The sequence below is a fragment of the Burkholderia sp. FL-7-2-10-S1-D7 genome, assembly GCF_001524185.1.
Taxonomy (GTDB): domain Bacteria; phylum Pseudomonadota; class Gammaproteobacteria; order Burkholderiales; family Burkholderiaceae; genus Burkholderia; species Burkholderia diffusa.
The window spans coordinates 44,817-69,621 of record NZ_LOWY01000028.1; the positions used below are offsets into that span (position 1 = coordinate 44,817).

Annotated in this window: 23 protein-coding genes and 4 tRNA genes; 15 read left to right on the forward strand and 12 right to left on the reverse strand. The window is 65.7% G+C overall.

Annotated features, from left to right (window positions below; genetic code table 11):
• The first annotated feature begins 54 nt into the window (after positions 1–54).
• Entirely contained in the window at positions 55–627 is a 573-nt protein-coding gene (locus WS75_RS12590; RefSeq protein ID WP_047900090.1) for a TMEM165/GDT1 family protein, read from the forward strand.
• Between the two features lie 52 nt (positions 628–679).
• Here the strand turns inward: WS75_RS12590 and WS75_RS12595 are convergent, their stop codons facing one another.
• Positions 680–1,381, reverse strand: coding sequence for a DUF4136 domain-containing protein (locus WS75_RS12595; RefSeq protein WP_059680756.1), 702 nt, complete (start codon positions 1,379–1,381; stop codon positions 680–682).
• Positions 1,382–1,567: 186 nt separating this feature from the next.
• On the opposite strand from WS75_RS12595, the gene pepN reads away from it, so the two are divergent.
• From pepN to WS75_RS12630, 7 genes are all read left to right on the forward strand, one after another.
• Positions 1,568–4,261: an aminopeptidase N gene (gene pepN / locus WS75_RS12600; RefSeq protein WP_059680757.1), complete on the forward strand. Its 2,694-nt coding sequence runs from the start codon at positions 1,568–1,570 to the stop codon at positions 4,259–4,261.
• A gap of 282 nt (positions 4,262–4,543) precedes the next feature.
• Positions 4,544–5,563 (forward strand): class 1 fructose-bisphosphatase, encoded by a 1,020-nt coding sequence (locus tag WS75_RS12605; protein ID WP_059680758.1) that lies wholly within the window; start codon positions 4,544–4,546, stop codon positions 5,561–5,563.
• Positions 5,564–5,771: 208 nt separating this feature from the next.
• Positions 5,772–5,847 (forward strand) — tRNA-Thr (locus tag WS75_RS12610).
• A 178-nt stretch (positions 5,848–6,025) separates the two neighbouring features.
• The gene (locus WS75_RS12615) at positions 6,026–6,835 is read left to right on the forward strand and encodes a helix-turn-helix transcriptional regulator (RefSeq protein ID WP_059680759.1); all 810 of its coding nucleotides are present in this window, start codon (positions 6,026–6,028) and stop codon (positions 6,833–6,835) included.
• Positions 6,836–7,010: 175 nt separating this feature from the next.
• Entirely contained in the window at positions 7,011–8,756 is a 1,746-nt protein-coding gene (locus WS75_RS12620; RefSeq protein ID WP_059680760.1) for an FAD-dependent oxidoreductase, read from the forward strand.
• Entirely contained in the window at positions 8,753–8,974 is a 222-nt protein-coding gene (locus WS75_RS12625) for a hypothetical protein (RefSeq protein WP_059680761.1), read from the forward strand. Before WS75_RS12620 ends, WS75_RS12625 begins: the two co-directional genes overlap by 4 nt.
• A 225-nt stretch (positions 8,975–9,199) precedes the next feature.
• Positions 9,200–9,454, forward strand: coding sequence for a GlsB/YeaQ/YmgE family stress response membrane protein (locus tag WS75_RS12630; RefSeq protein WP_059530096.1), 255 nt, complete (start codon positions 9,200–9,202; stop codon positions 9,452–9,454).
• A gap of 88 nt (positions 9,455–9,542) precedes the next feature.
• Here the strand turns inward: WS75_RS12630 and WS75_RS12635 are convergent, their stop codons facing one another.
• The 4 genes from WS75_RS12635 to WS75_RS12650 all read right to left on the reverse strand — a co-directional run bounded on the left by WS75_RS12635 (position 9,543) and on the right by WS75_RS12650 (position 14,134).
• Positions 9,543–10,025 carry a TlpA disulfide reductase family protein gene (locus WS75_RS12635; RefSeq protein WP_059680762.1) on the reverse strand — a complete coding sequence of 161 codons (483 nt, stop codon included), beginning with the start codon at positions 10,023–10,025 and terminating at the stop codon, positions 9,543–9,545.
• Entirely contained in the window at positions 10,022–11,281 is a 1,260-nt protein-coding gene (locus WS75_RS12640; RefSeq protein WP_059680763.1) for a sialidase family protein, read from the reverse strand. The genes WS75_RS12635 and WS75_RS12640 overlap by 4 nt, the downstream gene beginning before the upstream one ends.
• Entirely contained in the window at positions 11,269–13,617 is a 2,349-nt protein-coding gene (locus tag WS75_RS12645) for a TonB-dependent receptor (protein ID WP_059680764.1), read from the reverse strand. The genes WS75_RS12640 and WS75_RS12645 overlap by 13 nt, the downstream gene beginning before the upstream one ends.
• Positions 13,618–13,744: 127 nt before the next feature.
• Positions 13,745–14,134 (reverse strand): DUF2946 domain-containing protein, encoded by a 390-nt coding sequence (locus tag WS75_RS12650; protein ID WP_059680765.1) that lies wholly within the window; start codon positions 14,132–14,134, stop codon positions 13,745–13,747.
• 197 nt (positions 14,135–14,331) lie between these two features.
• Here WS75_RS12650 and WS75_RS34095 point away from each other — a divergent pair, with 197 nt between their 5' ends.
• A complete protein-coding gene (locus WS75_RS34095) occupies positions 14,332–14,478 on the forward strand; it encodes a hypothetical protein (protein ID WP_009690993.1) in 147 nt (48 codons plus the stop codon).
• Between the two features lie 220 nt (positions 14,479–14,698).
• Entirely contained in the window at positions 14,699–15,292 is a 594-nt protein-coding gene (locus tag WS75_RS12655) for a chorismate mutase (RefSeq protein ID WP_059680766.1), read from the forward strand.
• 39 nt (positions 15,293–15,331) lie between these two features.
• Here the strand turns inward: WS75_RS12655 and WS75_RS12660 are convergent, their stop codons facing one another.
• Both WS75_RS12660 and WS75_RS12665 read right to left on the reverse strand, forming a co-directional pair.
• Positions 15,332–16,459: an exonuclease domain-containing protein gene (locus WS75_RS12660; RefSeq protein WP_059680767.1), complete on the reverse strand. Its 1,128-nt coding sequence runs from the start codon at positions 16,457–16,459 to the stop codon at positions 15,332–15,334.
• Between the two features lie 161 nt (positions 16,460–16,620).
• Positions 16,621–16,824: a cold-shock protein gene (locus WS75_RS12665; protein ID WP_006476615.1), complete on the reverse strand. Its 204-nt coding sequence runs from the start codon at positions 16,822–16,824 to the stop codon at positions 16,621–16,623.
• A 393-nt stretch (positions 16,825–17,217) separates the two neighbouring features.
• Here WS75_RS12665 and WS75_RS12670 point away from each other — a divergent pair, with 393 nt between their 5' ends.
• Positions 17,218–17,481 carry a hypothetical protein gene (locus WS75_RS12670; protein ID WP_059680768.1) on the forward strand — a complete coding sequence of 88 codons (264 nt, stop codon included), beginning with the start codon at positions 17,218–17,220 and terminating at the stop codon, positions 17,479–17,481.
• A 507-nt stretch (positions 17,482–17,988) separates the two neighbouring features.
• Positions 17,989–19,131, forward strand: a complete 1,143-nt coding sequence (locus WS75_RS12675; RefSeq protein ID WP_059680769.1) for a porin — start codon at positions 17,989–17,991, stop codon at positions 19,129–19,131.
• A gap of 104 nt (positions 19,132–19,235) precedes the next feature.
• Here WS75_RS12675 and greB read toward each other — a convergent pair whose 3' ends face one another.
• A complete protein-coding gene (greB, locus tag WS75_RS12680; RefSeq protein ID WP_059680770.1) occupies positions 19,236–19,799 on the reverse strand; it encodes a transcription elongation factor GreB in 564 nt (187 codons plus the stop codon).
• Positions 19,800–19,929: 130 nt separating this feature from the next.
• Between greB and WS75_RS12685 the strand changes: the two genes are divergently transcribed.
• The 3 genes from WS75_RS12685 to WS75_RS12695 all read left to right on the forward strand — a co-directional run bounded on the left by WS75_RS12685 (position 19,930) and on the right by WS75_RS12695 (position 20,287).
• Positions 19,930–20,006, forward strand: a tRNA-Arg gene (locus WS75_RS12685).
• Between the two features lie 67 nt (positions 20,007–20,073).
• Positions 20,074–20,150: transfer RNA gene (locus WS75_RS12690), tRNA-Arg, on the forward strand.
• Between the two features lie 60 nt (positions 20,151–20,210).
• A tRNA-Arg gene (locus WS75_RS12695) sits at positions 20,211–20,287 on the forward strand.
• 174 nt (positions 20,288–20,461) lie between these two features.
• On the opposite strand, the gene WS75_RS12700 is transcribed toward WS75_RS12695, so the two are convergent.
• The 4 genes from WS75_RS12700 to WS75_RS12715 all read right to left on the reverse strand — a co-directional run bounded on the left by WS75_RS12700 (position 20,462) and on the right by WS75_RS12715 (position 24,767).
• Positions 20,462–22,828, reverse strand: coding sequence for a RelA/SpoT family protein (locus tag WS75_RS12700; protein ID WP_059598969.1), 2,367 nt, complete (start codon positions 22,826–22,828; stop codon positions 20,462–20,464).
• Positions 22,829–22,891: 63 nt separating this feature from the next.
• The gene (gene rpoZ, locus WS75_RS12705; protein ID WP_006025620.1) at positions 22,892–23,095 is read right to left on the reverse strand and encodes a DNA-directed RNA polymerase subunit omega; all 204 of its coding nucleotides are present in this window, start codon (positions 23,093–23,095) and stop codon (positions 22,892–22,894) included.
• Between the two features lie 58 nt (positions 23,096–23,153).
• Positions 23,154–23,837 (reverse strand): guanylate kinase, encoded by a 684-nt coding sequence (gmk, locus tag WS75_RS12710; RefSeq protein WP_059680771.1) that lies wholly within the window; start codon positions 23,835–23,837, stop codon positions 23,154–23,156.
• Positions 23,838–23,843: 6 nt separating this feature from the next.
• Positions 23,844–24,767, reverse strand: a complete 924-nt coding sequence (locus WS75_RS12715; RefSeq protein WP_059598967.1) for a YicC/YloC family endoribonuclease — start codon at positions 24,765–24,767, stop codon at positions 23,844–23,846.
• Between the last annotated feature and the right edge of the window lie 38 nt (positions 24,768–24,805).

Consider the following 24,805-nt stretch of genomic DNA (forward strand, 5'->3'; position numbering starts at 1 on the left):
GCGCGCGGCGGATCGTCGCTCGCACGCACAACACAGGCCCGTGGAACCCCATACGTGTCCCAAGCCTTCCTGATCTCCACCGGTGCCGTCGCCCTCGCTGAAATCGGCGACAAGACCCAACTGCTGTCTCTCGTGCTGGCCGCGCGCTACCGCAAGCCCGTGCCGATCATTCTTGGCGTGCTCGTCGCGACGCTCGTGAACCACGGTTTCGCCGGTGCGCTCGGCGAATGGCTCGGCGCGCTCGTCACGCCGTCGATCATGCGCTGGGCGCTCGCGTTCTCGTTCATCGCGATGGGGCTGTGGATCCTCGTGCCGGACAAGCTCGATGCGGACGAAGCCAATGCCAACCGCTCGCGGCTCGGCGTGTTCGGCGCGACGCTCGTCGCGTTCTTCCTCGCGGAAATGGGCGACAAGACGCAGATCGCGACCGTCGCGCTCGCCGCGCGCTTCCAGGATTACATCGGCGTGGTGGCCGGCACGACCTTCGGGATGATGCTGGCGAACGTGCCCGCGATCCTGCTGGGCGACCGTTTCGCGCACCGCCTGCCGACGAAGCTCGTGCATGGCATCGCGGCCGTGCTGTTCGTCGTGCTCGGCGCGCTGGCGCTGCTGGGTATCGGGGTCTGACGGACGGAGGTGGCTGGCGCGGCCGGGCGGCCGCGCCGGTGTCGATACCGCGTTACTTCGCGGCCGCCGCGCCCGAAGCCGGCGCGGCCGGCACCGCGCGCTCGTTGGCGGCCGGCGCCGCCGGCCCGCCGCGCTTGTCGACCGGCAGCCGGACCGAGCGAACCGCGCCGTTCGACAGCGGGAAATCGGCGAGCGCGCTGCGCGCCAGGAACGGCATCGCATACAGCAACGTGCCGTTGTCGCCGGTCGTGCGCGCGGACACGTTGTAGACCTCCTTGCCCGTCGCGCGCTCGGTGATGCGGATGCCGAGCGTGTAGTCGAACACCTGGTACGTCTGCGCGACATAGCCGGCCGGCATCGGCCCCCAGGGCCCCCACGGGCCCCACGGCCCACGCCGCCAGTACGGCCCCGGCCCGACGAACCAGGGATCGTAGTAGACGGGTTGCGGCACCGTCACGAGATCGCTGCCGACCGCATAGGTCAGCCCGACCAGATACCGCGCCTGCGCCTGCGGCACCTGCCGGAACGCGTATGCGGACAGCTCGCTCGCGACGATCGGCTCGTAGGTCGACTGCTCGATGCTGTTCTTCTGCGCATCGGTGCGCGTAAACGCATAAGTGCGTGTCGCGTCGCTGCCGCTCCAGTCTGAGAATGCCGTGACCTGCGTCGTCACGTAGCTGGTGCAGCCCGTCAGCAGCACCACGCACAGCGCCGCCGCCCAGCCCGCACCCCGTTGAATCCATTCGTGTTTCATGTCGATCCTCGTCGATCCGTCACCCGTGCGTCGCACCGCGCGAACTGCACGGGATGCCGATAATACGCGGACTCCCGGAACCGGTAAAAAGTTCGCCCGGCACGCAGCCGCCAGCCTTTGTACAATGACCCGGTTCGCCCGGCCCGCTTCGCGGGCCCGATCCCCATTCCACCGATCTCGACGACCATGTCCGACAACGCCTCTTCCACCGTGATCCGCCGCGCCGACTACACGCCGCCGGCCTTCCTCATCGATTCCGTCGCGCTCGAATTCGATCTCGCGCCGGCCCGCACGATCGTCAGGAATACGATGCGCGTGCGCCGCAATCCGGACGCGGCGCCGACCCCGCATCTGGAGCTGCTGGGCGAAGCGCTCGAATTCCTCGGTGCACTGCTCGACGGCGCGCCGTACGGCGCGGTGCGCGCGCACGAGCACGGGCTGACCGTCGAAAACGTGCCTGATGCGTTCGAGCTCACGCTCGACAGTGCGTGCGCGCCGGACCAGAACACGACGCTGTCCGGCCTGTACGTGTCGAGCGGCAACTTCTTCACGCAGTGCGAGGCCGAAGGCTTTCGCCGCATCACCTACTTCCTCGACCGCCCCGACGTGATGGCGTCGTACACGGTCACGCTGCGCGCCGACAAGACGGCGTATCCGGTGCTGCTGTCGAACGGCAATCTGGTCGACTCGGGCGAGCTGCCCGACGGCCGCCACTTCGCGAAATGGGAAGACCCGTTCCGCAAGCCGAGCTATCTGTTCGCGCTGGTCGCGGGCAAGCTCGTCGCGATCGAGGAGAAGATCACGACCGGCTCGGGCAAGGAAAAACTGTTGCAGGTGTGGGTCGAGCCGGCTGACCTCGACAAGACCCGTCATGCGATGGATTCGCTGATTCACTCGATCCGCTGGGACGAGAAGCGCTTCGGTCTCGAGCTCGATCTCGACCGCTTCATGATCGTCGCGGTCGGCGACTTCAACATGGGCGCGATGGAGAACAAGGGGCTCAACATCTTCAACACGAAGTACGTGCTGGCGAACCCCGAGACCGCGACCGACACCGACTTCGCGAACATCGAATCGGTGGTCGGCCACGAGTACTTCCACAACTGGACCGGCAACCGCGTGACCTGCCGCGACTGGTTCCAGCTGAGCCTGAAGGAAGGGCTGACGGTGTTCCGCGACCAGGAATTCTCCGCCGACATGGCCGCGGGCGACGACGTCGCATCCGCGGCCCGCGCGGTCAAGCGCATCGAGGACGTGCGCGTGCTGCGTCAGCTGCAGTTCGCCGAGGACGCGGGCCCGATGGCGCACCCGGTGCGCCCGGAAAGCTACGTCGAGATCAACAACTTCTACACGATGACCGTCTACGAGAAAGGCTCGGAAGTCGTGCGGATGTACCAGACGCTGTTCGGCCGCGACGGCTTCCGCAAGGGGATGGACCTGTACTTCAAACGCCACGACGGTCATGCCGTGACGTGCGACGACTTCCGTCACGCGATGGCCGACGCGAACGGGCGCGACCTCGCGCAATTCGAGCGTTGGTACAGCCAGGCCGGCACGCCGCGCGTGTCGGTGAAGGCCGCCTACGACCCAGCCACGCGCCGTTACACGCTCACGCTCGCGCAGGGCTACGGCGATGCGTCGCCGGCCGCGCGCGAAACGCAGCCAGGGCCGCTGCTGATCCCGTTCGCGATCGGTCTGATCGGCCGCGACGGCCGCGACCTGCCGCTGCGTCTCGACGGCGAAGCCGCGGCGGCGGGCACGACGCGCGTGCTCGACTTCACCGATACCGAGCAGACCTTCACGTTCGTCGACGTGCCGGAACAACCGCTGCCGTCGCTGCTGCGCAATTTCTCGGCACCGGTGATCGTCGAGTACGACTACAGCGACGACGACCTCGCATTCCTGCTCGCGCACGACAGCGACCCGTTCAACCGCTGGGAGGCCGGCCAGCGCCTCGCGACGCGTGCGCTGCTGACGCTCGCCTCGCGTGCCGCCGCAGCAGAGCCGCTCACGCTCGGCGAGAATTTCGTCGCCGCGTTCCGCCGCGTGCTGACCGATGAAAGCCTGTCGCCCGCGTTCCGCGAACTCGCACTGACGCTGCCGTCGGAAACCTATCTGGCCGACCAGATGGCGGAAGCCGATCCGGCCGCCGTGCATCGCGCGCGCCAGTTCGTGCGCCGCCAGCTCGCGACCGCGCTGCGCGCCGAGTGGCTCGCCGCGTACGCGCAGCACCAGACGCCGGGCGCGTACGAGCCGACACCCGACGCATCCGGCCGCCGTGCGCTGAAGAACCTCGCGCTCGCGTATCTCGCCGAACTCGAGGATCCGGCCGACGCCGTGCGCATCGCGACCGCGCAGTACGACGCGGCGAACAACATGACCGATCGAGCCGCCGCGCTCGGCGCGCTGTTGTCCGCTGCGGCATCGGGCGCGAACGACGCGGCCGCGCGCGCGCTCGACGACTTCTACCGTCGCTTCGAGAAGGAAGCGCTCGTGATCGACAAGTGGTTCGCGATGCAGGCCGCGCAGCGCGGCACGGCCGCGCAGCCGACGCTCGCGAAGGTCCGCAAGCTGATGGCCCACCCGGCGTTCAACCTGAAGAACCCGAACCGCGCACGCTCGCTGATCTTCAGCTTCTGCGCGGCGAACCCGGCGCAATTCCACGCGGCGGACGGCTCGGGCTACGCGTTCTGGGCCGAACAGGTGCTCGCGCTCGACGCGATCAACCCGCAGGTCGCCGCGCGCCTCGCCCGCTCGCTGGAACTGTGGCGCCGCTTCACGCCGGCGCTGCGCGACCGGATGCGCGAGGCGCTCGAGCAGGTCGCCGCCGGCGCGAAATCGCGCGACGTGCGCGAGATCGTCGAGAAGGCCCTCGCGTAACGTCACGCACGCGCTTCGCCTCGCGTGCGACGAAGCCGGCGCCGCCCCGTTGCGGCGCCGGCTTTTTTGTCGTCTGAAGGTTGGCGGGGTCGAAGCCGGACCACGCGTTCGGACACCCGGTTTTCCCGCCGTTTCCGCGCCGATCCGCCGCGTCACGCACGCCGAAACCCGGCCGAGTCAGCCGGCCGCCCCTGTAACCAGACGAAAAAAGGCGGCGGGTCGAGAGGCGCGCCGGGTAAAATTGCGGCAATTCAAGGATTCTTTGGCCTTTCGGAGTCTGTCATGTCCATTGCCCGCCGCACCACGCTGTCCAAGTTCCTGATCGAGCAGCAGCGTGAGACCAACAACCTCCCCGCCGACCTCCGCCTGCTGATCGAAGTTGTCGCCCGCGCATGCAAGGCGATCAGCTACAACGTGTCGAAGGGCGCGCTCGGCGACGCACTCGGTACCGCCGGCAGCGAGAACGTCCAGGGCGAAGTGCAGAAGAAGCTCGACATCCTGTCGAACGAAATCCTGCTCGACGCGAACGAATGGGGCGGCAATCTCGCCGCGATGGCGTCGGAAGAAATGGAAACGTTCTTCCCGATCCCCGCGAACTACCCGCGCGGCGAATACCTGCTCGTGTTCGACCCGCTCGACGGCTCGTCGAACATCGACGTGAACGTGTCGATCGGCACGATCTTCTCGGTGCTGCGTTGCCCGGACGGCAAGCAGGCCACCGAGGAATCGTTCCTGCAACCGGGCACGGAGCAGGTCGCGGCCGGCTACGCGGTGTATGGCCCGCAATCCGTGTTCGTGCTGACGACCGGCAACGGCGTGAACTGCTTCACGCTCGACCGCGAAGTCGGCTCGTGGGTGCTCACGCAAAGCAACATGCAGATCCCGGCCGATACGCGCGAATACGCGATCAACGCATCGAACGCACGTCACTGGTACGAACCGGTCCAGCGCTACGTGAGCGAGCTGAACGCCGGCAAGGAAGGCCCGCGCGGCGACAACTTCAACATGCGCTGGATCGCATCGATGGTGGCCGACGTGCACCGGATCCTGAACCGCGGCGGCATCTTCATGTACCCGGCCGACAAGCGCACGCCCGATCGTCCGGGCAAGCTGCGCCTGATGTACGAAGCGAACCCGATGTCGTTCATCGTCGAACAGGCCGGCGGCGCCGCGACGACCGGCACGCAGCGCATCATGGAAGTGCAGCCGACCGGCCTGCACCAGCGCGTGCCGGTGTTCCTCGGGTCGAAGAACGAAGTCGAGCGCGTGACCCGCTATCACACCGAAGGCGAAGGCAAATAAATTTGCACTGCAGCACTAGACGGAGGTGCGAGACGCCAGTACAATCGCGCCTTCGCGATGTGGCCCTGACAGGCTGCATCGCAGTGAAGTGAAAGCGGGAAGTCCGCCGGATCGATGGTTTCGCGAAACAGCAGCAGCAAGCTAAAAAAAAATCGCAAAACCTATTGCCAAGATCTCGGATTTGACCATATAATTTCATTTCTCTGCTGCCGGTGTAGCTCAGTTGGTAGAGCAGCGCATTCGTAATGCGAAGGTCGTAGGTTCGACTCCTATCTCCGGCACCAAGATATAAAGGCCTGATAAGCATCGCTTATCAGGCCTTTTCTCTTTTGCAGCCACGATTTCCGATACACGAAGTCCTGCGCCACCCTCCGCATCATTTCCGCTTGCGGGCATCCCCCGACTCCCGCACCGCGCGCCGCCGATTACAATCGCCGGATCTCCCGGCCCTCCCCCCGCATCATGCGCATCTGGCGTCTCGAACGACCGAACCTCGGCGGACAACTGGACGTGTCTCGCGCAACCGGTCTCGTTACCGTGATCGGCGGCAGCGAGCCGAATGCGTTCGCCGCGGAAATCCTGAAGCTGTTCGACGATGCGCTGCCCGTCACGCAGTGCACGATCTTCGCGTACGAATTCGGCAACCGGCCACGCACCATCTCGGTCGCCGATCATCGCGGCGGCCGCTACCTGCGTGACGTCGCCGACACCTACGCGCGGCATTTCTATGCACTCGACGGCAACCAGAAGGTCGTCTCGGCCGCCGGTCGCGGCACGCACCGGCACGACGTGATGCTGCATCAGCAGGCCGGCGACGAGATCTGCCACGACGCATATCGCGCGGCCTGCTACCGCGGCCCCGACGTGTCCGATCGCCTCGCGTTGCTGATGCAGCCGAACGACTCGACCTGGCTGTCGATCAACTTGTATCGCGCGCGTCGCAGCGGCGCTTTCCAGCCACGCGAGATCGCGGCCATCGAAACGCTCGCACCGCTGATCGCGCAGGCCGCGCGGCATCACTATGCGCTCGCCGGCGCAGCGCAGATCGGCATTCCGCAACTGATGCTCGCGCGTCTGCGCGGCGCATGCCCGGCACTGTCCAAGCGCGAACTCGACGTGCTGCGCGGCGTGCTCGAAGGCCAGACCGCGCAGGAGATCGGCGAGACGATCGGCGTGAAAGCCTCCAGCGTCGTCACCTACCAGAAACGCGCGTACCGGCGCCTCGGCATCTCGAGCCAGCGCCAGCTGTTCGCGCTGTGCCTGCAGCCCTGAACGTCGACTGCCGATCCTGAACGCGTCGGGGTAAGTCCCGGCCCGCCGCCGGCCGTGCGCTGTACCCGGAATGGGGACAGCGGCGTTCGGTACGGCTTCCATACTGCATCCAGCCTGCCGCACGCATCGCGTCATCGAGCGTGCGCATTCGAACAGTGCAACCTGGAAGCCAACGATGGGCATCGAATTCAAGCCATATCCGTTCGTCGCCGCGCGCCATCCCGCGCACCTGCCGACCTGCAGCGACGGCGTCGACATGCAGCGGCACCGCGTCGCGATCGTCGGTGGCGGGCCGGTCGGCCTCGCGGTCGCGCTCGGCCTCGCCAATCACGGCATCCGCTGCGTGCTGCTCGAAGCCGACGATTCGGTCTGTCACGGCAGCCGCGCGATCTGCATCTCGCGACGCAGCCTCGAGATCATCGAGCGGCTCGGCGCACTCGGCGGTTTCCTCAGCGTCGGACTGCCGTGGAGCGGCGGACGCAGCTTCCATCGTCACGAAGAAGTGCTGCATTTCACGATGCCGCAGGACGAAAACCAGAAGCTGCCGCCGATGGTGAACCTCGCGCAGTATCACATCGAGCAGTTCCTGCTCGATGCCGCGCTGCGCCGCCCCGAGCTCATCGAAATCCGCTGGCAGACGAAGGTCGCCAGCGTCACGCGGCGCCCGGACGGCGTGCGTCTCGACGTCGATACGCCACTCGGCGGCTACGCACTCGATGCCGACTGGGCCGTCGCGAGCGACGGCGGGCGCAGCACGATGCGCGATGCGCTCGGCCTGTCGCTCCACGGCACCAGCTACGAAGGCCGTTACGTGATCGTCGACATCGCGCTCGACAGCGATCGGCCGACCGAGCGGCTCGCCTACTTCGACCCGGCGTCGAACCCGGGCTCGACAGTGCTCGTCCACAAACAGCCCGACAACGTGTGGCGGATCGACTACCAGCTGCGCGACGATGAGGATCCCGAAGCGGCCGTCAAACCCGAAAACGTGATCCCGCGTGTACAGAGCCTGCTCGACATGATGGGCGAGCGCGGCGACTGGTCGCCGATCTGGATCACGATCTACAAGGCGAACGCGCTGACGCTCGAACGCTACCGGCACGGCCGTGTGCTGTTCTGTGGCGACGCCGCGCACCTCGTGCCGATCTTCGGCGTGCGCGGCGCGAACTCGGGCATCGACGACGCCGACAATGTCGCGTGGAAACTGGCGTACGTGATTCGCGGCCTCGCGTCGGACGCACTGCTCGACAGCTATTCGGACGAGCGCGTGTTCGCGACGCACGAGAACCTGCGCTACGGCACCAAGAGCACCGAGTTCATGGCGCCGCCGTCGTTTGCGTTCGACCTGATGCGCAAGGCCGTGCTGACGCTCGCGGTCCGGCATCCGGCGTTGCGTTCGCTGATCAATCCGCGTCAGACATCGGCCATCGCTTACACGGCGTCGCCGCTCAATGCGGCCGAACGCGATGCGTTCTCGGCTGGGCCGGCGCCCGGCATGGTACTCGCCGAATGCCCGCTGATGCTGCAGACGTCGAGCGGCATCGGCAACGACAATGGCGCGCGTCGCGGCCACCTGACCGATCTCGTCGGCGCGCGCTTCACCGCGTTCCGCTTTACACGCGACGGCGCGCCCGATCCGTCGTTCGCCGATCTCGAACGACGCCTGCACGACACCGGCATCCCGTTCGCGCTCGTCACGCTCGCGCGGCACGCGGCACCGCAACACCCGGGACGCGGCGGCTACGACGTCGACGGCCGGCTGTTCGACCTGTACGGCGCGCGCGACGGCACCGTCTATTTCGTGCGTCCGGACGGACACGTGCTCGGCCGCTGGCACGATGCGCGCACCACCGACCTGAGCGCCGCACTCGAACGCGCGCTTCACCCGCACACGTCAGCCGATCCTCAGGAGAACGCATGATGACCGACACCGAACGCGACATCCTCTACACCAACCTGTGCCGCACGATGACCCGCATCGGCGAAACCGACGCGTCGCTCTTTCTCGCCCGCTTCGCGCTGCTGGCGATCGAGGCGATCGGCGACGCGGCGACTGTCACCCGACTGATCGCGGACGCCGGCGACGGCCTGCCCGACACGGGCGCACCGGCGCCGACGCATGGACGATGTGACACATGACGCACCGCTTGCGTGCCACCATCCATTTCTTACAAATTCATTTCGTGGACAGACGAATTCCCTGGAAAATCCCGATAAGGGTGCATAACATTACTTAACGATTCCGACCCGTCTATCGCGTTACATTGCGTGGGCGGCGCGGCGGGTCGCATGCCGCCTTCATGCAGCTTGCGGCGAAACAGCCGACGTCCGGTCATTTCGACTCAACTCTAGGAGAGGATCACCATGACTCATGGCTTGATTATGTGGCTCATCATCGGCGCGATCGCCGGCTGGCTGGCGGGCCTGCTCGTCAAGGGCGGCGGGTTCGGCCTGATCGTCGATATCATCGTCGGGATCGTCGGCGCGGTGATCGGCGGTTGGCTGGCCGGGGTGCTCGGCATCAGCCTCGGCAGCGGCTTCATCGGCTCGGTGATCGTCGCGGTCATCGGCGCCGTGATCCTGCTGTTCGTGATCCGTCTGTTCAGGCGCGCGGCCTGACGATCTTCTCGCGCGCCTTCGGGCGCGCTTGCGTTTCGTATTTGTATCGAAGCGGCGCGCGGCATTGCCCGCGCGCCGCCTTCCGGTTTCACTGGCGCTTGCCGCGCCGAAACCAGCCGTCGAGCACGTCGGTCGTCAGCAATCCGCTGCGCGCCTCGCGTGCGCCATCGCGGCCGATCCACACGGTACGCGGCATTTCTCCCCGCCATCCCGCATCGAGTGCCACCCGCAGACGCTCGGGCATCGGCTCCGCGTTCGCATACTGCGCGACCTGCGGCGGCAGGTTCATTTGCGCGAGCGCCTGCGCGATCGCCGCACCGTTGTCGTCGTACGCGTCCATCGAGACCATCGCGAGGCGCACGTCCGGATGCCGGCGCTGCCACGCGACCAGATGCGCGGCGTTCTCGCGGCAGTAGCCGCAATCGAGCGACCAGATCTCGACTGCGAGCGGCCGTTCGAGCGCCGTCGCGTACAACTTCGCGACCTCGGCCGCGCGCAGCGGCTGCAGGTCACCGGCCCATGCGGGCAGGCTCGCAAGCACGGCGCCGATCGACACCATCAGCCGTTTCATTGCGCCCCCTCCACGGGAATCAGTCGATAGCCGTCGTTACGCGTACGCCACGACAGGTAGATGCGCCCTGCATCGTCGAGCAGTTGCGGGTTATCGCTCGCACCCGAGGTCGACGCGATCACGCGCGGCGCCGACCAGTGCTCGCCGCGATCGTCCGAGCGGCGCAACTTGATCTCCATCGTGTCGCCGTCGAACGCCTTCCATGCGAGCCAGACGACATCACCGCGCGCGACGAGCGCCGCATGCGATGCCTGCTCGGCCGGTACCGCCGGATTCGCGCCGAACGCCCAGGGCGTGCCGAGCGGCCTGCCATCGGCGCCGATGCGCGAGTAGAACACGTCGGCGCGGCCGTCGACGACGCCGAACCACGCGATGTGGCGCGTACCGTCCGGCGTGATCGCAAGCGCCGGCCCGTGGTCGGGGCACGCCTCGACGTGCCAGTTCGAGAACGTCGCGCGCACGGGCACGACGGGCTCCGACGCCGACATGGGCAGCACCGCGAGCGCATGGTCGCGGATCTGCCCCGGGAACACGTTGCGCCACACGGCTTCGACATGTCCGGCCGGATCGATCGCCATCGCGATGCGGCAGCATTCGCACGTGTGATCGGTCACCTTGCGCTCGGGCTCGAACGACGCGCCGCCGTCGCGCGATACGGCGTAATAGACGGCCGCGCCGTCGTACGCCCGCCCCGCCGCCTTCACCTCGACGAGATCGCGCTTGTCGATCCACGCGATCGCGATGTTGCCGGCCGGATCGACCGCCATCATGTCGAAGCGGTGCGTGATCGCCTGCCGGTCGCGATGCACGGTGACGGGCACGCTCCACGTCGCGCCGCCGTCGAGCGAACGCGAAAAGCGCACCATGCCGGTGTACGGCGCATCGAGCGGCATCGACCACGACACGTACACCGCGCGACCGTCCGGGCTCGTCGCGATCTTCGGGCGATTCTCCGCACTCGTATAGATCGGCTCGGACATCGCGTTGACGGTCGCGGGTGCGGACAGCGTGCGGCCCGCGTCGTCCGAGTGCGCGACGACGACGTGCGCGCCTTCGACCCACGCGACCCACAGCCGGTGCCGCACGTCGAATGCGGCGCCGGTCGCGAGCGGCTGCTTCTGCTGTGCCGGCGCGGCCGGCATGCTCATGTGCGCCGCGTGCGGATCGACGGCGTTCGGCGCGTCGTGCGCACCTGCGGGCGAAAGCGCCGCGAGCCACAGCGCGCAGCCTGCCGCGACCGATTTCACAGCGACCATTTCAGTTCTCCAAAGAAAGTGCGGCCCGGATACGGGTGGAACACGTAGTAGCGGCGGTCAGTCAGGTTGTCGATGCCGACCGACGCGACCCAGTGACGGTCGAAGCGGTAGCGTGCCTTCAGGTCGACGACCGTGAAGATGCTCGTGCCGCCGTAGACGTCCGGATTGACGTCGCTGTTGTCGAGCGTATTGAACTGGCGGCCCGAGTAGCGGACGCCGACGCTCGCGAGCCAGTGTTCGTCGAAGCGGTACGACGCGAGCAGGTTCGCGCGCATGCGCGGGATGCGCGGAAAGCGCGAACCGACGTAAGCCGGATTCGCGGCGTCGGCCAGAATCTGCGCATTGCTCGCCGACACGTTCGCGTCGATGTCGAGCCCGCGCAGCCCGACGCTCTGGCCGCTGAATGCGAGTTCGACGCCACGTACGCGCACGCGATCGACGTTCGAGATGTTGGTGACGGTCGACGCGCCCGACACCGTCGTCTGGCTGTAGATCGAATCGCGCAGGTCGCTCTGGAACACGCTCGCGCGCACGACGCCGACACCCACGTCGCGCTCGGCCGTGAAGTCCCAGTCGATCGCCTTTTCCGGCCGCAGGTTCGGGTTGTTGTTGACGATCGCGTTGTTCGAGATCGTGCCCTGGAACAGTTCGCCGACCGTCGGGAAGCGCGTGCCGGTCGCGAACGACACCCGGAAGCGCCAGACGTCCGTCGCGTCCCATTGCAGCGCGACTTTTGGCGACAGCGCATTCGCGTTGCGGTCCGCGTAGCCGAGCATGCCGTTGGCGTTGCCAAGCGCGCCGCCGTACGCATCCCAGCGCTCGTAGCGCAGGCCGAGGGTCGCGAGCCAGTTGGGTGCGAAACGCCACGCGTCCTGCGCGAACAGCGCCTGCGTGCGCGTGTCGCCCCGGTAGACGCTCGCGAGCGACGTAGTCGGCCCGGCCAGCCAGTCGGCCGTGTTGTACGTGACGTTGCGCAGGAAATAGTTGTCGTAGTGATAGCCGAACGTGAACGCGTGGCCCTTCACTTCCGGCGCCTCGGCCTTCAGGTCGAACGTGCGCCAGCCCGTGCCGTCGCCCTGGAACAGCGTACCCGCCCCGCCCTGCACGGTCGACGCCGCGCGCAGCACGTCGCGCGATACGTCGTACGCCGACACCACGCCCGACAGCCGCCAGCCCGAATCGAGCCGCCCGTTCAGGCCGAGCGCGTACAACCAGTTCTCCTGGTCGCCGCGCTGCGGCGCGAACGCGCTCTGCGCGACGGTCATGTTCTGGCCGCCAATCGACACGTTGCCACCGTAGACGGGATTGCCGGCCACATCGCGCAGGAAGGTTTCGCCGTGCTGCCGGTAATGGTTTTCCCAGTGCCCGAGCGTCAGCGTCGCGTCGACGTGGTCCGTGAACGCGTAGCCCATCCGGACCGTCTCGTTAAGCTGCTCGGTCCGCTCGATGGTCTGCGCGCCGACGATCGTGCGCGGCTTGCCGTTCGGCCCGATGTCGGTAGCCGCCCCCGTCACGGGCACCGCAGTGCCGAGCTTCGGGTTGTAGGCTGAATTGGGGCTCGCATACTGCATCGGCTGGCCGTCGTTCTCCAGCCGGTCAAGCGACAGCGAAAACCAGAACTTGCCGACGCGGTTCGCGATCCGCGCGGTCTGGTGATTGCCGCCGAAGCTGTCCGCGAACCCGTAACCGTCGTGATAGCGCTGCGTGAAGAACTGCGTCGACAGCGACGCCTCGAGCGCGTCGGGGCGCCGCGTCGTCAGCAGCACGGTCGAGCCGATCGCGTTGCCGGGATACAGCGCGGAAAAGGGACCATACAGCACGTCGACGCGCGCGATATCGTCGGGCGCGATCAGCGACCAGCGCGGCGGATACGCATAGCTCGAACCGAGCAGGTTCGACAGCAGCAGGCCGTCGGCGTAGACGAGCCCGCGCGCGCTCTGCAACTCGTTGAAGTCGCGGCCGGCGAACACGCTGTTGCGGTCGCCGATGTAGCGCTTGCGAACCATCAGGTTGGGCGCGTACTTCAGCGCGTCCTCGGTGGTGACGTTGGTGTGCGCGTCGATCTGCTCGCGCGTGATCGACTCGACGACGGCCGGCGTATCGGGATCGACGGGTTGCCGCCGGGCGGAGACGCTGACGGCGGTCAGCGTGTCGCCCGTCGGCGCGAGCGCGGCAACCGGTGCGGCACGGCCGGCCGGGTTGCCCAGACCGCCGGGCGCGGGGTCGGCGGATGCGCCATCGATCGTGGCGGCCTGCGCGGCAGGCCAGACAAAAGCGGCCGCGCAGGCGAGCGCGAGCCGGCCGCGCGACGACCGCGCGGGGAAGGTGAACGACATGGATGAATTCCTGAAAACGTGACCAGACGCCGCCGGGCGCGAGCCGACGCGCCGGGCGCACATGGCGCGGCGCGCGGACCGGGCCGCGGGCGGCACGCGCGCCACCGGAGCGCGCGTACGAAATCAATCAGATCGGGACGTTTTCAGGCGGACCGCGCGGCTGCGCGAGACGGATGCCCTTGCGGGGAAAAACGGGAACGGCCGGGGCGGCCGCCCGGTACGCGAATGCGCGCACGAAGCCCGGCAACGCAGGCAGGCTCGTGCCGAGCGCCACGTTCGCCGCGAAGCCGGGACAGTACACGCAGTGCGGCACGCCGGCATGGTCGAACGACGATGTGCCGCGGTCGTCGCCCGACTGCGCGAAGGCGATGTGGCGTACGCCTGCCGCACTGCACAATTCGAGCGTGAGCTCGCCGGAACCGCTCGATGCGAGACGCGCGTAGCCGATGACGGGCGACAGTACGTTCAGTACGAGCGCCAACCATACGAGGCCGATCCATCGCGTCGTTCGTTTCATCGCGGTCCAGGAAAAAGAGCGCGCAAGTATAACAAGCGGCCCGATTGTTGCCGACGTGCGAGGTGCAATAGTCGGAATCGCACAGTGCGCAGCTGCGCATGTGCCGTTAATACAACAGAGACAAAATCTAACGATTCGCCACTGGCATAAATCCAAGCGCGAGGTTGATAATCATTGAACCTGCTGGAGAAATGACCATGGACGAAAGACCAACCCGCATGCCCCCGCCCGAGCAAGTGATGAGCCCGGATCCGGAACCCGTCGGCGTGGAATTCCTCGCCGAGTTGCCCGAGCATGTCCGGGCATTCTTCGACGAGCAGCACAAGCTGTACTCGCCGAAGTGAACCTACGTTCCGTTCTGTAACCGCCACGTGTCGATCGATATCGTGCGGTACATCGCTGCGTTTTCGGCGCAGATCGCTTCGCACCCGGGCTGCAACGGCCTGACGGTGCCGGATCAGCGCGTCCGCTGATTCTTCTGTCGCGTCGTTCCGCCGCGCGACTGTCTTCGTCTATTCTTCTGGTTTTCCACCTCCGGCCCGCCCGGCTCTCCCGATCGTTCCGATGAAACAAGCCATTCGTGCCAGCGTCGCTGTCGCCGCGCTCGGCGTCGCCTTTTTCTCGTCACCGCACATCGCACGCGCGGACGGCGACGACACCGCGCTCACCAATCTCGTCGCGCTCGCCTCGCAGCGGCTCGCACTTGCCGAACCCGTCGCGCGATGGAAATGGGCGAACCACAAGGCGATCGAGGACCGGCCGCGCGAAGCGGCCCTGCTCGCATCGGTGGAAAAGCGTGCCGCACAGTCCGGCGTGGATCCCGCGTTCGCACGCACGTTCTTCGAGGATCAGATCGCCGCGAGCAAGGACGTGCAGAACGCGCTCTTTGCAACGTGGCGCGCGACGCGGCCGCCGGAAGGCTCGCCGCCCGACCTCGCGACCAGCACGCGGCCGGCGCTCGACCAGCTCACGCAAAAGATGCTGGCCGGCCTCGCGCAAGTCGCACCGCTGCGCGACGCACCCGATTGCCAGGCGCGGCTCGCGCGCAGCATCGCGAACTGGAAGACGCTGACGCGCTACGACCCCACCCAGACGCGGGCACTCGGCCTCGCGCTGTCGCACGTCTGCTCGGCCGGCGGCGCCAGCGCGATCGGCTGATGGCACGCGGCCATGGCGCGCTGCAGCCGGCGGCGCTCATCAGTCGGCAGGCGTGAGCGCCGCTATCGGAATCAGTTGCAAGCCGCGCGCGAGATGCGTCTGCAGCAGGCGATGGGTATGCGGCTCGACCGCACCGTCCGCACCGTCGGCCGCGAGCCGCGCGGCCGCATCGAGCGATTCGGCCACACCGAGGTAGCGCCAGCCGTCGATCACGTGAAACAGGCGGCGCTCGCCGCTCGCCTCGAACGCGACCGGGCCGTCGAACGGCCAGGGCACATTGCCGGCACGGGCGCTTTCGGCCGCGGGACGCCGGTTGTATGACGGACGCAGGCGAGCGATCCACTGCGCTTCCGCAAGCATTGCGCCGAGTTCGTTGCCGGTCTCCCGCCATTCGACGCGCCGCACCTGTTGCGCAATCCGCATTTCCTTCGACGAACGCCGCTCGCCGGTCAGCAGCGCGCGCAAGCGCTGCCGCACGCGCACGCTGCGGCCAACGTACAGCGCTTCGTCGCCCTCCCCGAACAGCGCGTACGCGCCGCATCCGGCCGGCGCGGTATCGAGCCACGCTTCGGTCATGCCGCCCGCGAGACGGAAGTGGCGCGTCGTGCGCGCAATCTGGTCGCGCAGACGCTCGAGCGGCACGATCTCGTGCAATTGCCGCCAGAACTGCCAAAGGAGATCCGCATCCGCGAGCGCCCGGTGGCGGGCGGCGGGAACGAGGCCATGCCGCTCGATCAGCGCATCGAGTCCGTGTCGCGCCTCCCGCGGAAACAGCGCGCGCGACAACCGCACCGTGCACAGCACGTCCGGATTGAATGCGAAGCCGGCGCGCTCGAATTCGGCACGCAGGAAGCCCCGATCGAAGCTTGCGTTGTGCGCGACGAACAGCTTGCCGTCGAGCCGCTCGAACAGCGCGGGCGCGAGCGACGCGAACGACGGCGCGTCGCGCACCATCTCATCGGAAATGCCCGTCAGTTGCTGGATGAACGGCGGAATCGATTGCCCCGGATTGACGAGTGTCGTCCATGTCGACACGCCCAGCGGGCCGATTTCGACCACGCCGATTTCAGTGATACGGTGCTCGGCGGACGAACCCCCGGTGGTTTCGAGATCGACGAAGACGAGCGACTGTTCGCAGGCGGGATCGGACGGACGGAAATCGGACATGAAAAGGCGGGAAAGACGATGCTTCCGTGAGTATGCACCGGCAGGCGTGTTCGCGACCAGTCCGATGCGGATTCGATTCGCCGGTCACGGGTTTTCGTGCCCCAAAAAGCAAAAGGCCCCCGCGATGCGGGGGCCGGACGTGATCGGCAATGCGTGGCGCGTCAGACCGCCTGGATATTCGCTGCCTGCTTGCCTTTCGGCCCGACTTTCACATCGAAAGAAACGCGCTGGTTTTCCTTCAGCGTTTTGAAGCCGTCCATCCGGATTTCGGAAAAGTGCGCAAACAAATCTTCGCCACCATTGTCGGACGTAATAAAGCCGAAACCTTTAGCATCGTTAAACCATTTTACGATACCGGTATCCATACCTTCGTTCCCCACTCGATTAGATCAAAAAAGCTACTGTTTATAGCCGCTTCCCGAAATCCCGCAACGGCGCGCCGACACTCACCCCCAGCGCTCCGCCCGGGGACGGAGTGCTGACTTTATAAATTGGACAATCCGGGTGCGTCAAGGGAATTTTTGGTGCTTTCTTTATCAAAAAAACGTCAATACCACTGGAATCGGTACACCATCGTCTTTTATTAATTGATCCGCATCAAAAACCTGTCAATATTACCGGGATCGAATCACTCATAATCGAAAACATGAAAAACCTACCGGGGACAAATCGGACCGGTAAAATCATCGGGTTTTTTCCGGATTGCAAAGAACCGAAGACGTTGCGATGCTGGCCCAAGGCATTGGAAGGAGAAGGTCATGTGGCTGGACGGAATCAAACGCCTTGCGAGCCGGCTCGCACGCGTACGCCGCAAGTCCCGCGCGCTGGCCGAGTCTCGTGAAACGCCATGCGACACCGAGTTCGACCCGACTTGGCACGGCGATCATTGGCAGAACCTGCTGGCTTCACCACTGGACGCCCGTCACTACGTGATGGAAGACTGGACGTACACGCCGCCGCTGGCCGAGGCCGATGACACGCAGCCGACAGGCAAGCGCAAGCGGCGCTCGTACAAGCAATAGGGATCCGGGAGACGGGCAAAAAAAAGCGCGACTGGGAAGTCGCGCCGACAAAGGTTTGGAGATCTTTTCCGTCAACGAAAAAGTCTGCTTCGGAAAGCAGAGATCGCAGTATAGCGAGAGAACATCCTTTCATTATCCATGCTACACACAAACCTCTATTGCCGATGCGTCAATAATCGCGCTACGTCTGCCCCGGCCCGCCACTGATTGCCTGTCGCGATCGCGCAACGCCCACGACACCCGTTATGCAGTCCTGAGCACATTCTCCGCCTGCTGCGCTGCCGCAAAGTCTTGATGGCCGGGGCTCCCGGCGCATACACTCATTCTTGCGGGATTCAAAATACAGTATTGCCGGAAGCAATTTCCTTCTGCACCCGGCCCCATCCTTACACTGCAAATGGATTTCCGATGAAGGCGCCGCGCTCAACGCGCACGGCGTTGCCGACCCGCGACGCCGCCGATGCCCGCAACAGGTTCGATCGACACCATCCTGTTTGGAGACAGATCATGAAAAAGCCCCTGATCGTCGCCGCATTGACCGGCGTGTGTGCCACTGCCGCCCATGCGCAAAGCAGCGTCACGCTGTACGGCCTGATCGATGCCGGCATCACCTATACGAACAACCAGGGTGGTCACAGCGCGTGGCAGGAGACGAGCGGCTCGATCAACGGCAGCCGCTGGGGCCTGCGTGGGACCGAGGATCTCGGAGGCGGGCTGAAGGCAATCTTCACCTTGGAAAACGGCTTCGGCATCAACAACGGTTCGCTCAAGCAGAACGGCCGCGAATTCGGCCGCCAGGCTTTCGTCGGCCTCGCGCACCAGAGCTACGGCTCGCTCACGCTCGGCCGCCAGTACGACAGCGTCGTCGATTTCCTCGGCCCGCTATCGCTGACCGGCACCCAATACGGCGGCACGCAGTTCGCGCACCCGTTCGACAACGACAATCTGAACAACTCGTTCCGGATCAACAACTCGGTCAAGTATCAGAGTGCCAATTACGGCGGCCTGAAATTCGGCGCGCTGTACGGCTTCTCGAATTCCAGCGATTTCTCGAACAACCGCGCATACAGCGTGGGCGCGTCGTACAGCTATCTGGGCTTCAACGTCGCGGCCGCGTACATGCAGCTCAACAACAACATCAACGCACTGTCGCTCGCAGCCAGCGACCCCGGCGCGGTGGCCGGCGACTGGACGTTCGCCGCCAGCCGTCAGCGCACCTGGGGCGCAGGCCTCAACTATACGTTCGGGCCCGCGACGGCCGGCTTCGTGTTCACGCAGACGCGCCTGACCGATTCGGCCGGGATCAGCGCCGGGCAGTCCGGCGTGTCGGGCGGCATCCCGCTCACCGGCGGCACGCGCTTCAACAATTACGAAGTGAATGGCCGCTACGCGCTGACACCGGCATTCTCGTTCGCGGGTTCGTACACGTACACCGACGCCCGCCTCGACGGCCAGACGCCCAGCTGGCACCAGTTCAACCTGCAAGCCGACTATGCGCTGTCGAAGCGCACCGACCTGTATCTGCAGGGCGAGTACCAGCGGGTCAATACGGACGGCCTGGCGGTCGGCGCGAACATCAACGGGCTCGGCACCGCGTCGTCGACGAACAAGCAGATCGCGGTCACGGCCGGCATGCGCCACCGCTTCTGAGCATTCCGATCGGCCCCCGCCCGGCGAGAACCGTCATGACGAAGCGCCCCACCCGGGGCGCTCATTGTTTCAGCGCTGCGCTGCGCGAATGCGCCGCGCCCTGCTCACGCGCTGCCCGGTGCCGGATAGCGAACGTCGAGCACGTCGATCGGCTGGGGACCAGCCGGCGTCATCAGCGTGACGGTGTCGCCGATCTTCGCCTTGATGAGGGCGCGCGCGACCGGTGAAATCCAGCTGACATGGCCGCGATCGAGATCGACCTCGTCGATCCCGACGATCGTGACGGTGTGATCCTCGCCATCCGGCGTCGCGTAATCGACGGTCGCGCCGAAGAAAACCTGGTCGACATTCTCCTGCCGGCTCGCGTCGACGACTTCGGCGAGATCGAGCCGCTTCGTCAGGAAGCGGATCCGGCGGTCGATCTCGCGCAACCGCCGCTTGCCGTAGATGTAGTCGCCGTTCTCCGATCGATCGCCGTTCGACGCGGCCCACGACACCAACCGCACGACCTCGGGACGCTCGACGTCGATCAGGTTCAGGAGTTCGTCCCTGAGCCGCTTGTGGCCGGCCGGGGTGATGTAATTCTTCGTGCCCGCAGGAATCGCGGGTTGACTCGGGTCGAGATCGTCGTCGTCGCCGTCCGACTCTTTGACAAACGCCTTGTTCATGATGCAGATTCAACACTTGGATGACTGATGCATCAAGGGTACACGAACGTGGCCGCCCACGATCGGGTGACATTTTTTGCGAACAAGGCTTCCATTTTTATACAACCCTGCTATACTTCCGCTTCTGCGTGCGGCTGTAGCTCAGTTGGATAGAGTACTTGGCTACGAACCAAGGGGTCGTGGGTTCGAATCCTGCCAGCCGCGCCACCTTTTTCGAGGGCCTTCCAAACCGAAGGCCCTTTCAGTTCGATGTTGTAGCGTTTTGTTTTTGCGTGCGGCTGTAGCTCAGTTGGATAGAGTACTTGGCTACGAACCAAGGGGTCGTGGGTTCGAATCCTGCCAGCCGCGCCACCTTTTGGGGGCCTTCCCATCGCAGAAGGTTCCGACAGTTGAAGTAGTACCGCTTTGCGTGCGGCTGTAGCTCAGTTGGATAGAGTACTTGGCTACGAACCAAGGGGTCGTGGGTTCGAATCCTGCCAGCCGCGCCACCTCAGAAGGGCCTTCCTCCGGGAAGGCCCTTTTTTCTTTTCCACCCCCTCTTCTGTTCGCCCACCGCCCGCTCGAGTCGGGTTGCCACTTCACGACACCGCCCGCCCCGGGGCACACATGAAAACGGCGGCCCGTGGCCGCCGTCGCATCCCGCCGCAAACCACCGCGCGGCGTCAGTAATCCTGCCGCTCGCGCTCGATGCGCATGCCGCCGTCGTGACGCGCATGCACGCTGTCGTCGGTCGAGCGCTCGCGCATGATCCGCATCACGTCCGGATTGGTCCGCACGCGCCGCATCACGTTCGCGAGATGCACGCGATCGCTGACCTGGATCACGAACCGCAACACCGTCGATTCGTGCGTGAGATCCTCGTCCATCGCGATGTGAACGATGTTCGCGTCGGCCGACGTGATGTCCGCCGCGACGCGCGCGAAGATGCCCTTCGTGTTCTTCACCAGCGCCTTCACCGCGACGTCGAACAGGCGACCTGGCTGCGGCGCCCACTCGACGTCGATCCAGCGGCCCGGATCGCGACGATGGATGCGCTGCGCGACCCGGCAATCGGTCGTATGAATCGCCATCCCGAGGCCGATGCCGATATAACCCATGATCGCATCGCCCGGAATCGGCCGGCAGCACGCCGACAGTTGCACGGACATCCCTTCGGTGCCGGTAATCACGACCGGCGGCGCATTGTGCGCGGGATGCCGCTCGGACTTCGGCAGATCGTCGTCCGCATCGCGGCCGGTCATCAGCACCTCGATGCGCTTGGCCATCACCGCGGCGACGCGGCGGCCGAGGCCTATGTCCGCGAAGATTTCCTGGCGGCTCTTGTTGCCCGTCCACTGGACGAGCTTCTCCCACACCTCCGGCGTGACATCGGCGAGCGCGAGCCCGTAACCCTTCAGGCTCTGGTCGACGAGCCGCTCGCCGAGCTGCACCGACTCGTTCAGGCGCATCGTCTTCAGGTAGTGACGAATCGCCGAACGCGCCTTGCCGGTGCGCACGAAACCGAGCCACGCGGGGTTCGGCTTCGAATACGGCGCGGTGATCACCTCGACGATGTCGCCGCTCTTCAGCTCGGTGCGCAGCGGCAGCAACTCGTTGTTGATCTTCACGGCCACGCACTGGTTGCCGAGATCGCTGTGGATCGAATACGCGAAATCGAGCGCCGTCGCGCCGCGCGGCAACGCCATGATTTTCGACTTCGGCGTGAACACGTAGACCGCATCCGGGAACAGGTCGATCTTCACGTGTTCGAGGAATTCGCTCGAATCGCCGGCTTCGCTCTGGATGTCGAGCAACGACTTCAGCCACTGATGCGCGCGCTTTTGCACGTCGTTCAGATCCGCGCCGCCGTTCTTGTACAGCCAGTGCGCGGCCACGCCGGCCTCGGCGATCTCGTGCATCTTGCGCGTGCGCACCTGGAACTCGATCGGCGCGCCGAACGGGCCGACGAGCGTCGTGTGCAGCGACTGATAGCCGTTGATCTTCGGGATCGCGATGTAGTCCTTGAACTTGCCGGGCACGGGCTTGTACAGCGCGTGCAACGCACCGATGCACGTGTAGCAGTCGAGCGGACTCTCGACGACGACGCGAAAGCCGTATACGTCGAGCACCTGCGAGAACGACAGCTGCTTGTCGCGCATCTTGCGATAGATGCTGTAGATCGTCTTCTCCCGGCCGGTGATCTCCGCGTCGAGCTTCGCGTCGCTCATCGCGCGCTGAGCGGCCTCGAGGATCTTGCTGATCACTTCGCGGCGGTTGCCGCGCGCGGCCTTCACGGCCTTCTCGAGCGTCGCGTAGCGATGCGGGTTGAAGTTCGCGAAGCTCATGTCCTGCAGCTCGCGATACGTGTTGTTCAACCCGAGGCGGTGCGCGATCGGCGCGTAGATGTCGAGCGTCTCGCGTGCGACGCGCCGGCGCTTTTCCATCGGCACCGCGCCGAGCGTGCGCATGTTGTGCAGACGGTCGGCGAGCTTGACGAGGATGACCCGCACGTCGCGCGCCATCGCGAGCAGCATCTTGCGAAAGTTCTCCGCCTGCGCTTCCTCGCGGCTGCGGAACTCCATCTTGTCGAGCTTGGACAGGCCGTCGACCAGTTCGGCGACCTTCGGGCCGAACCGTTCGGCCAGCTCGCTCTTGGTCACGCCCTGGTCTTCCATCACGTCGTGCAGGAGCGCGGCCATCACGGCTTGCGCGTCGAGCTTCCAGCCGGCACAGATTTCCGCGACGGCGACGGGATGGGTGATGTAGGGTTCGCCGCTCTGGCGATATTGACCGAGGTGGGCTTCGTCACTGAAGTGGAACGCCGCCTTGACCTCTTTGATTTCTTCCGGAGGGAGATACTCGGCAAGCGCGGCCGTCAGTTTCGCGATCGAAACGACGCCGTGCTTGCGCGGCTGCTCCGGCGTGGCGGTCGGCCCGAACAGATGCCGGAAGGACTGTTCGAGGACCGCGTCGATGTACTGGCGCGCAGGCGACTGGGCCGTGGCTTCGGTGGTCGAATCCGCGGAGGCGGACGATGGGGTGGTGCTCATATTCGCCTCCAGGTCGAGTCGTTGCGCGCGTGGACTACATGGCTGGAACGGGCCGGATGCGCGTTACACCGGCACCTTCTTCAGCATCTCGACGCCGACCTGGCCGGCAGCGATTTCGCGCAGCGCGACGACGGTCGGCTTGTCGCGGCTCTCGATCTTCGGCGTATGGCCTTGCGCGAGCTGCCGCGCGCGGTAAGTGGCGGCGAGCGCCAGTTCGAAGCGGTTGGGGATTTGCTTCAGGCAGTCTTCGACGGTAATGCGAGCCATGTTGGTAATTCCTTCTGAATATAGTCCCTATTCTACCTTATGTCCCTCTACCCCCGCGTCATTCCGCGTGGGGCAAATGGATGCCGAGCTCGATGAACAGCTCCGTGTGTCGCGCGTACTGCGAAGCAAAGCGCAGGCGCGTCGCCGCGACGATGCATTCGAGCTCGGCCAGTGCACGATCGAAATTTTCGTTGATCACGACGTATTCCGCTTCCGACGCGTGCGCCATCTCGCTGCCCGCGGCGAGCAGGCGTCGCGTGATCACGTTCGGCTCGTCCTGGCCGCGCTTCTTCAGACGTTCCTCGAGCGCGTCGAGCGACGGCGGCAGAATGAAGATGCCGACCGCGTTGCGGAACTGCTTCTTCACCTGCTGCGCGCCCTGCCAGTCGATCTCGAGCAGCACGTCGTGGCCGCTCATCATCTGCTCCTCGATCCAGACGCGCGACGTACCGTAGTAGTTGCCGTGCACTTCCGCGCTTTCGAGGAATTCGTGCGCGGCGTGGCGCGCGCGGAAATCCTCGACGGTCGTGAAGTGGTAATGCTGGCCGTCCTGCTCGCCCGGGCGCGGCTTGCGCGTCGTGTACGAAATCGACAGGCAGATGTCGCTGTCCTTCGACAGCAGCGCGTTCACGAGCGTCGACTTGCCGGCGCCCGACGGCGCGATGACCATGAACAGGTTGCCAGGATAGACGCCGCCGTGCAGCGCATGCGACGCGTGGCCGTCGTGAATGGGATGGGTCATGTTGCGTTACTCCAGGTTTTGCACTTGCTCACGCATCTGCTCGATCAACAGCTTGAGCGCCATCGATGCGTCGGCCAGTTCCTTCGCCGCCGCCTTCGAGCCGAGCGTGTTTGCTTCTCGATTCAGTTCCTGCATCATGAAGTCGAGACGCTTGCCGACGCGGCCGCCCTTCTCGATCACGTGACGCGTTTCGTTCAGGTGCGCGGTGAGCCGCGACAGCTCTTCCGCGATGTCGATCCGGATCCCGTACATCGTCACTTCCTGACGAATGCGTTCCGCGGCTTCCTCGCGCGTGACGATCGGCGCGCTGCCTTCGGGCGCCGCGATGCCGAGCGCCTCCTGCAGCCGCTCGACGATCTTCTGCTGATGCTTCGCGATCAGCTCCGGCACGAGCGGCGTGATGCGCGCGACGATCGCCTCCATCTCGGTGACGTTCGACAGCAGCATCGTCGCCAGCTGCGCGCCTTCGCGCGAACGCACGACGACGAGTTCACCGATCGCTTCCTTGCCGCACGCGAGCACCGCGTCGCGGATCGCTTCCGCCGACACGCCGCTCTCGGCGAGCACGCCTGGCCAGCGCAGGATCTCGCCCGCACGCAGGCGACCGACACCCGGAAACGAATCGAGCACCGAGCGCTCGAGCTCGGCAAGCTGGCCGAGCGCCGTCTGGTTCAGCGCACCGGCACCGATGCTCTGCTCGCCGCGCTGCAGGTTGATGCGCACGTCGACCTTGCCGCGCGACAACTTGTTCATCAGCATTTCGCGCAGCGCGGGCTCGCACGCGCGCACGTCGTCCGGCATGCGGAAATTCAGGTCGAGGAAGCGCGAGTTCACGGTGCGCAGTTCGACCGACACGCTGGTGCCGCCGTTGCCGGTGGCCGTCGCGAGTTCGCGCGTCGCGCTCGCGTAGCCCGTCATGCTGTAGATCATGGTTCGTCTCGCCGTCTGGGTGCCCTTCTCGGGCGGGA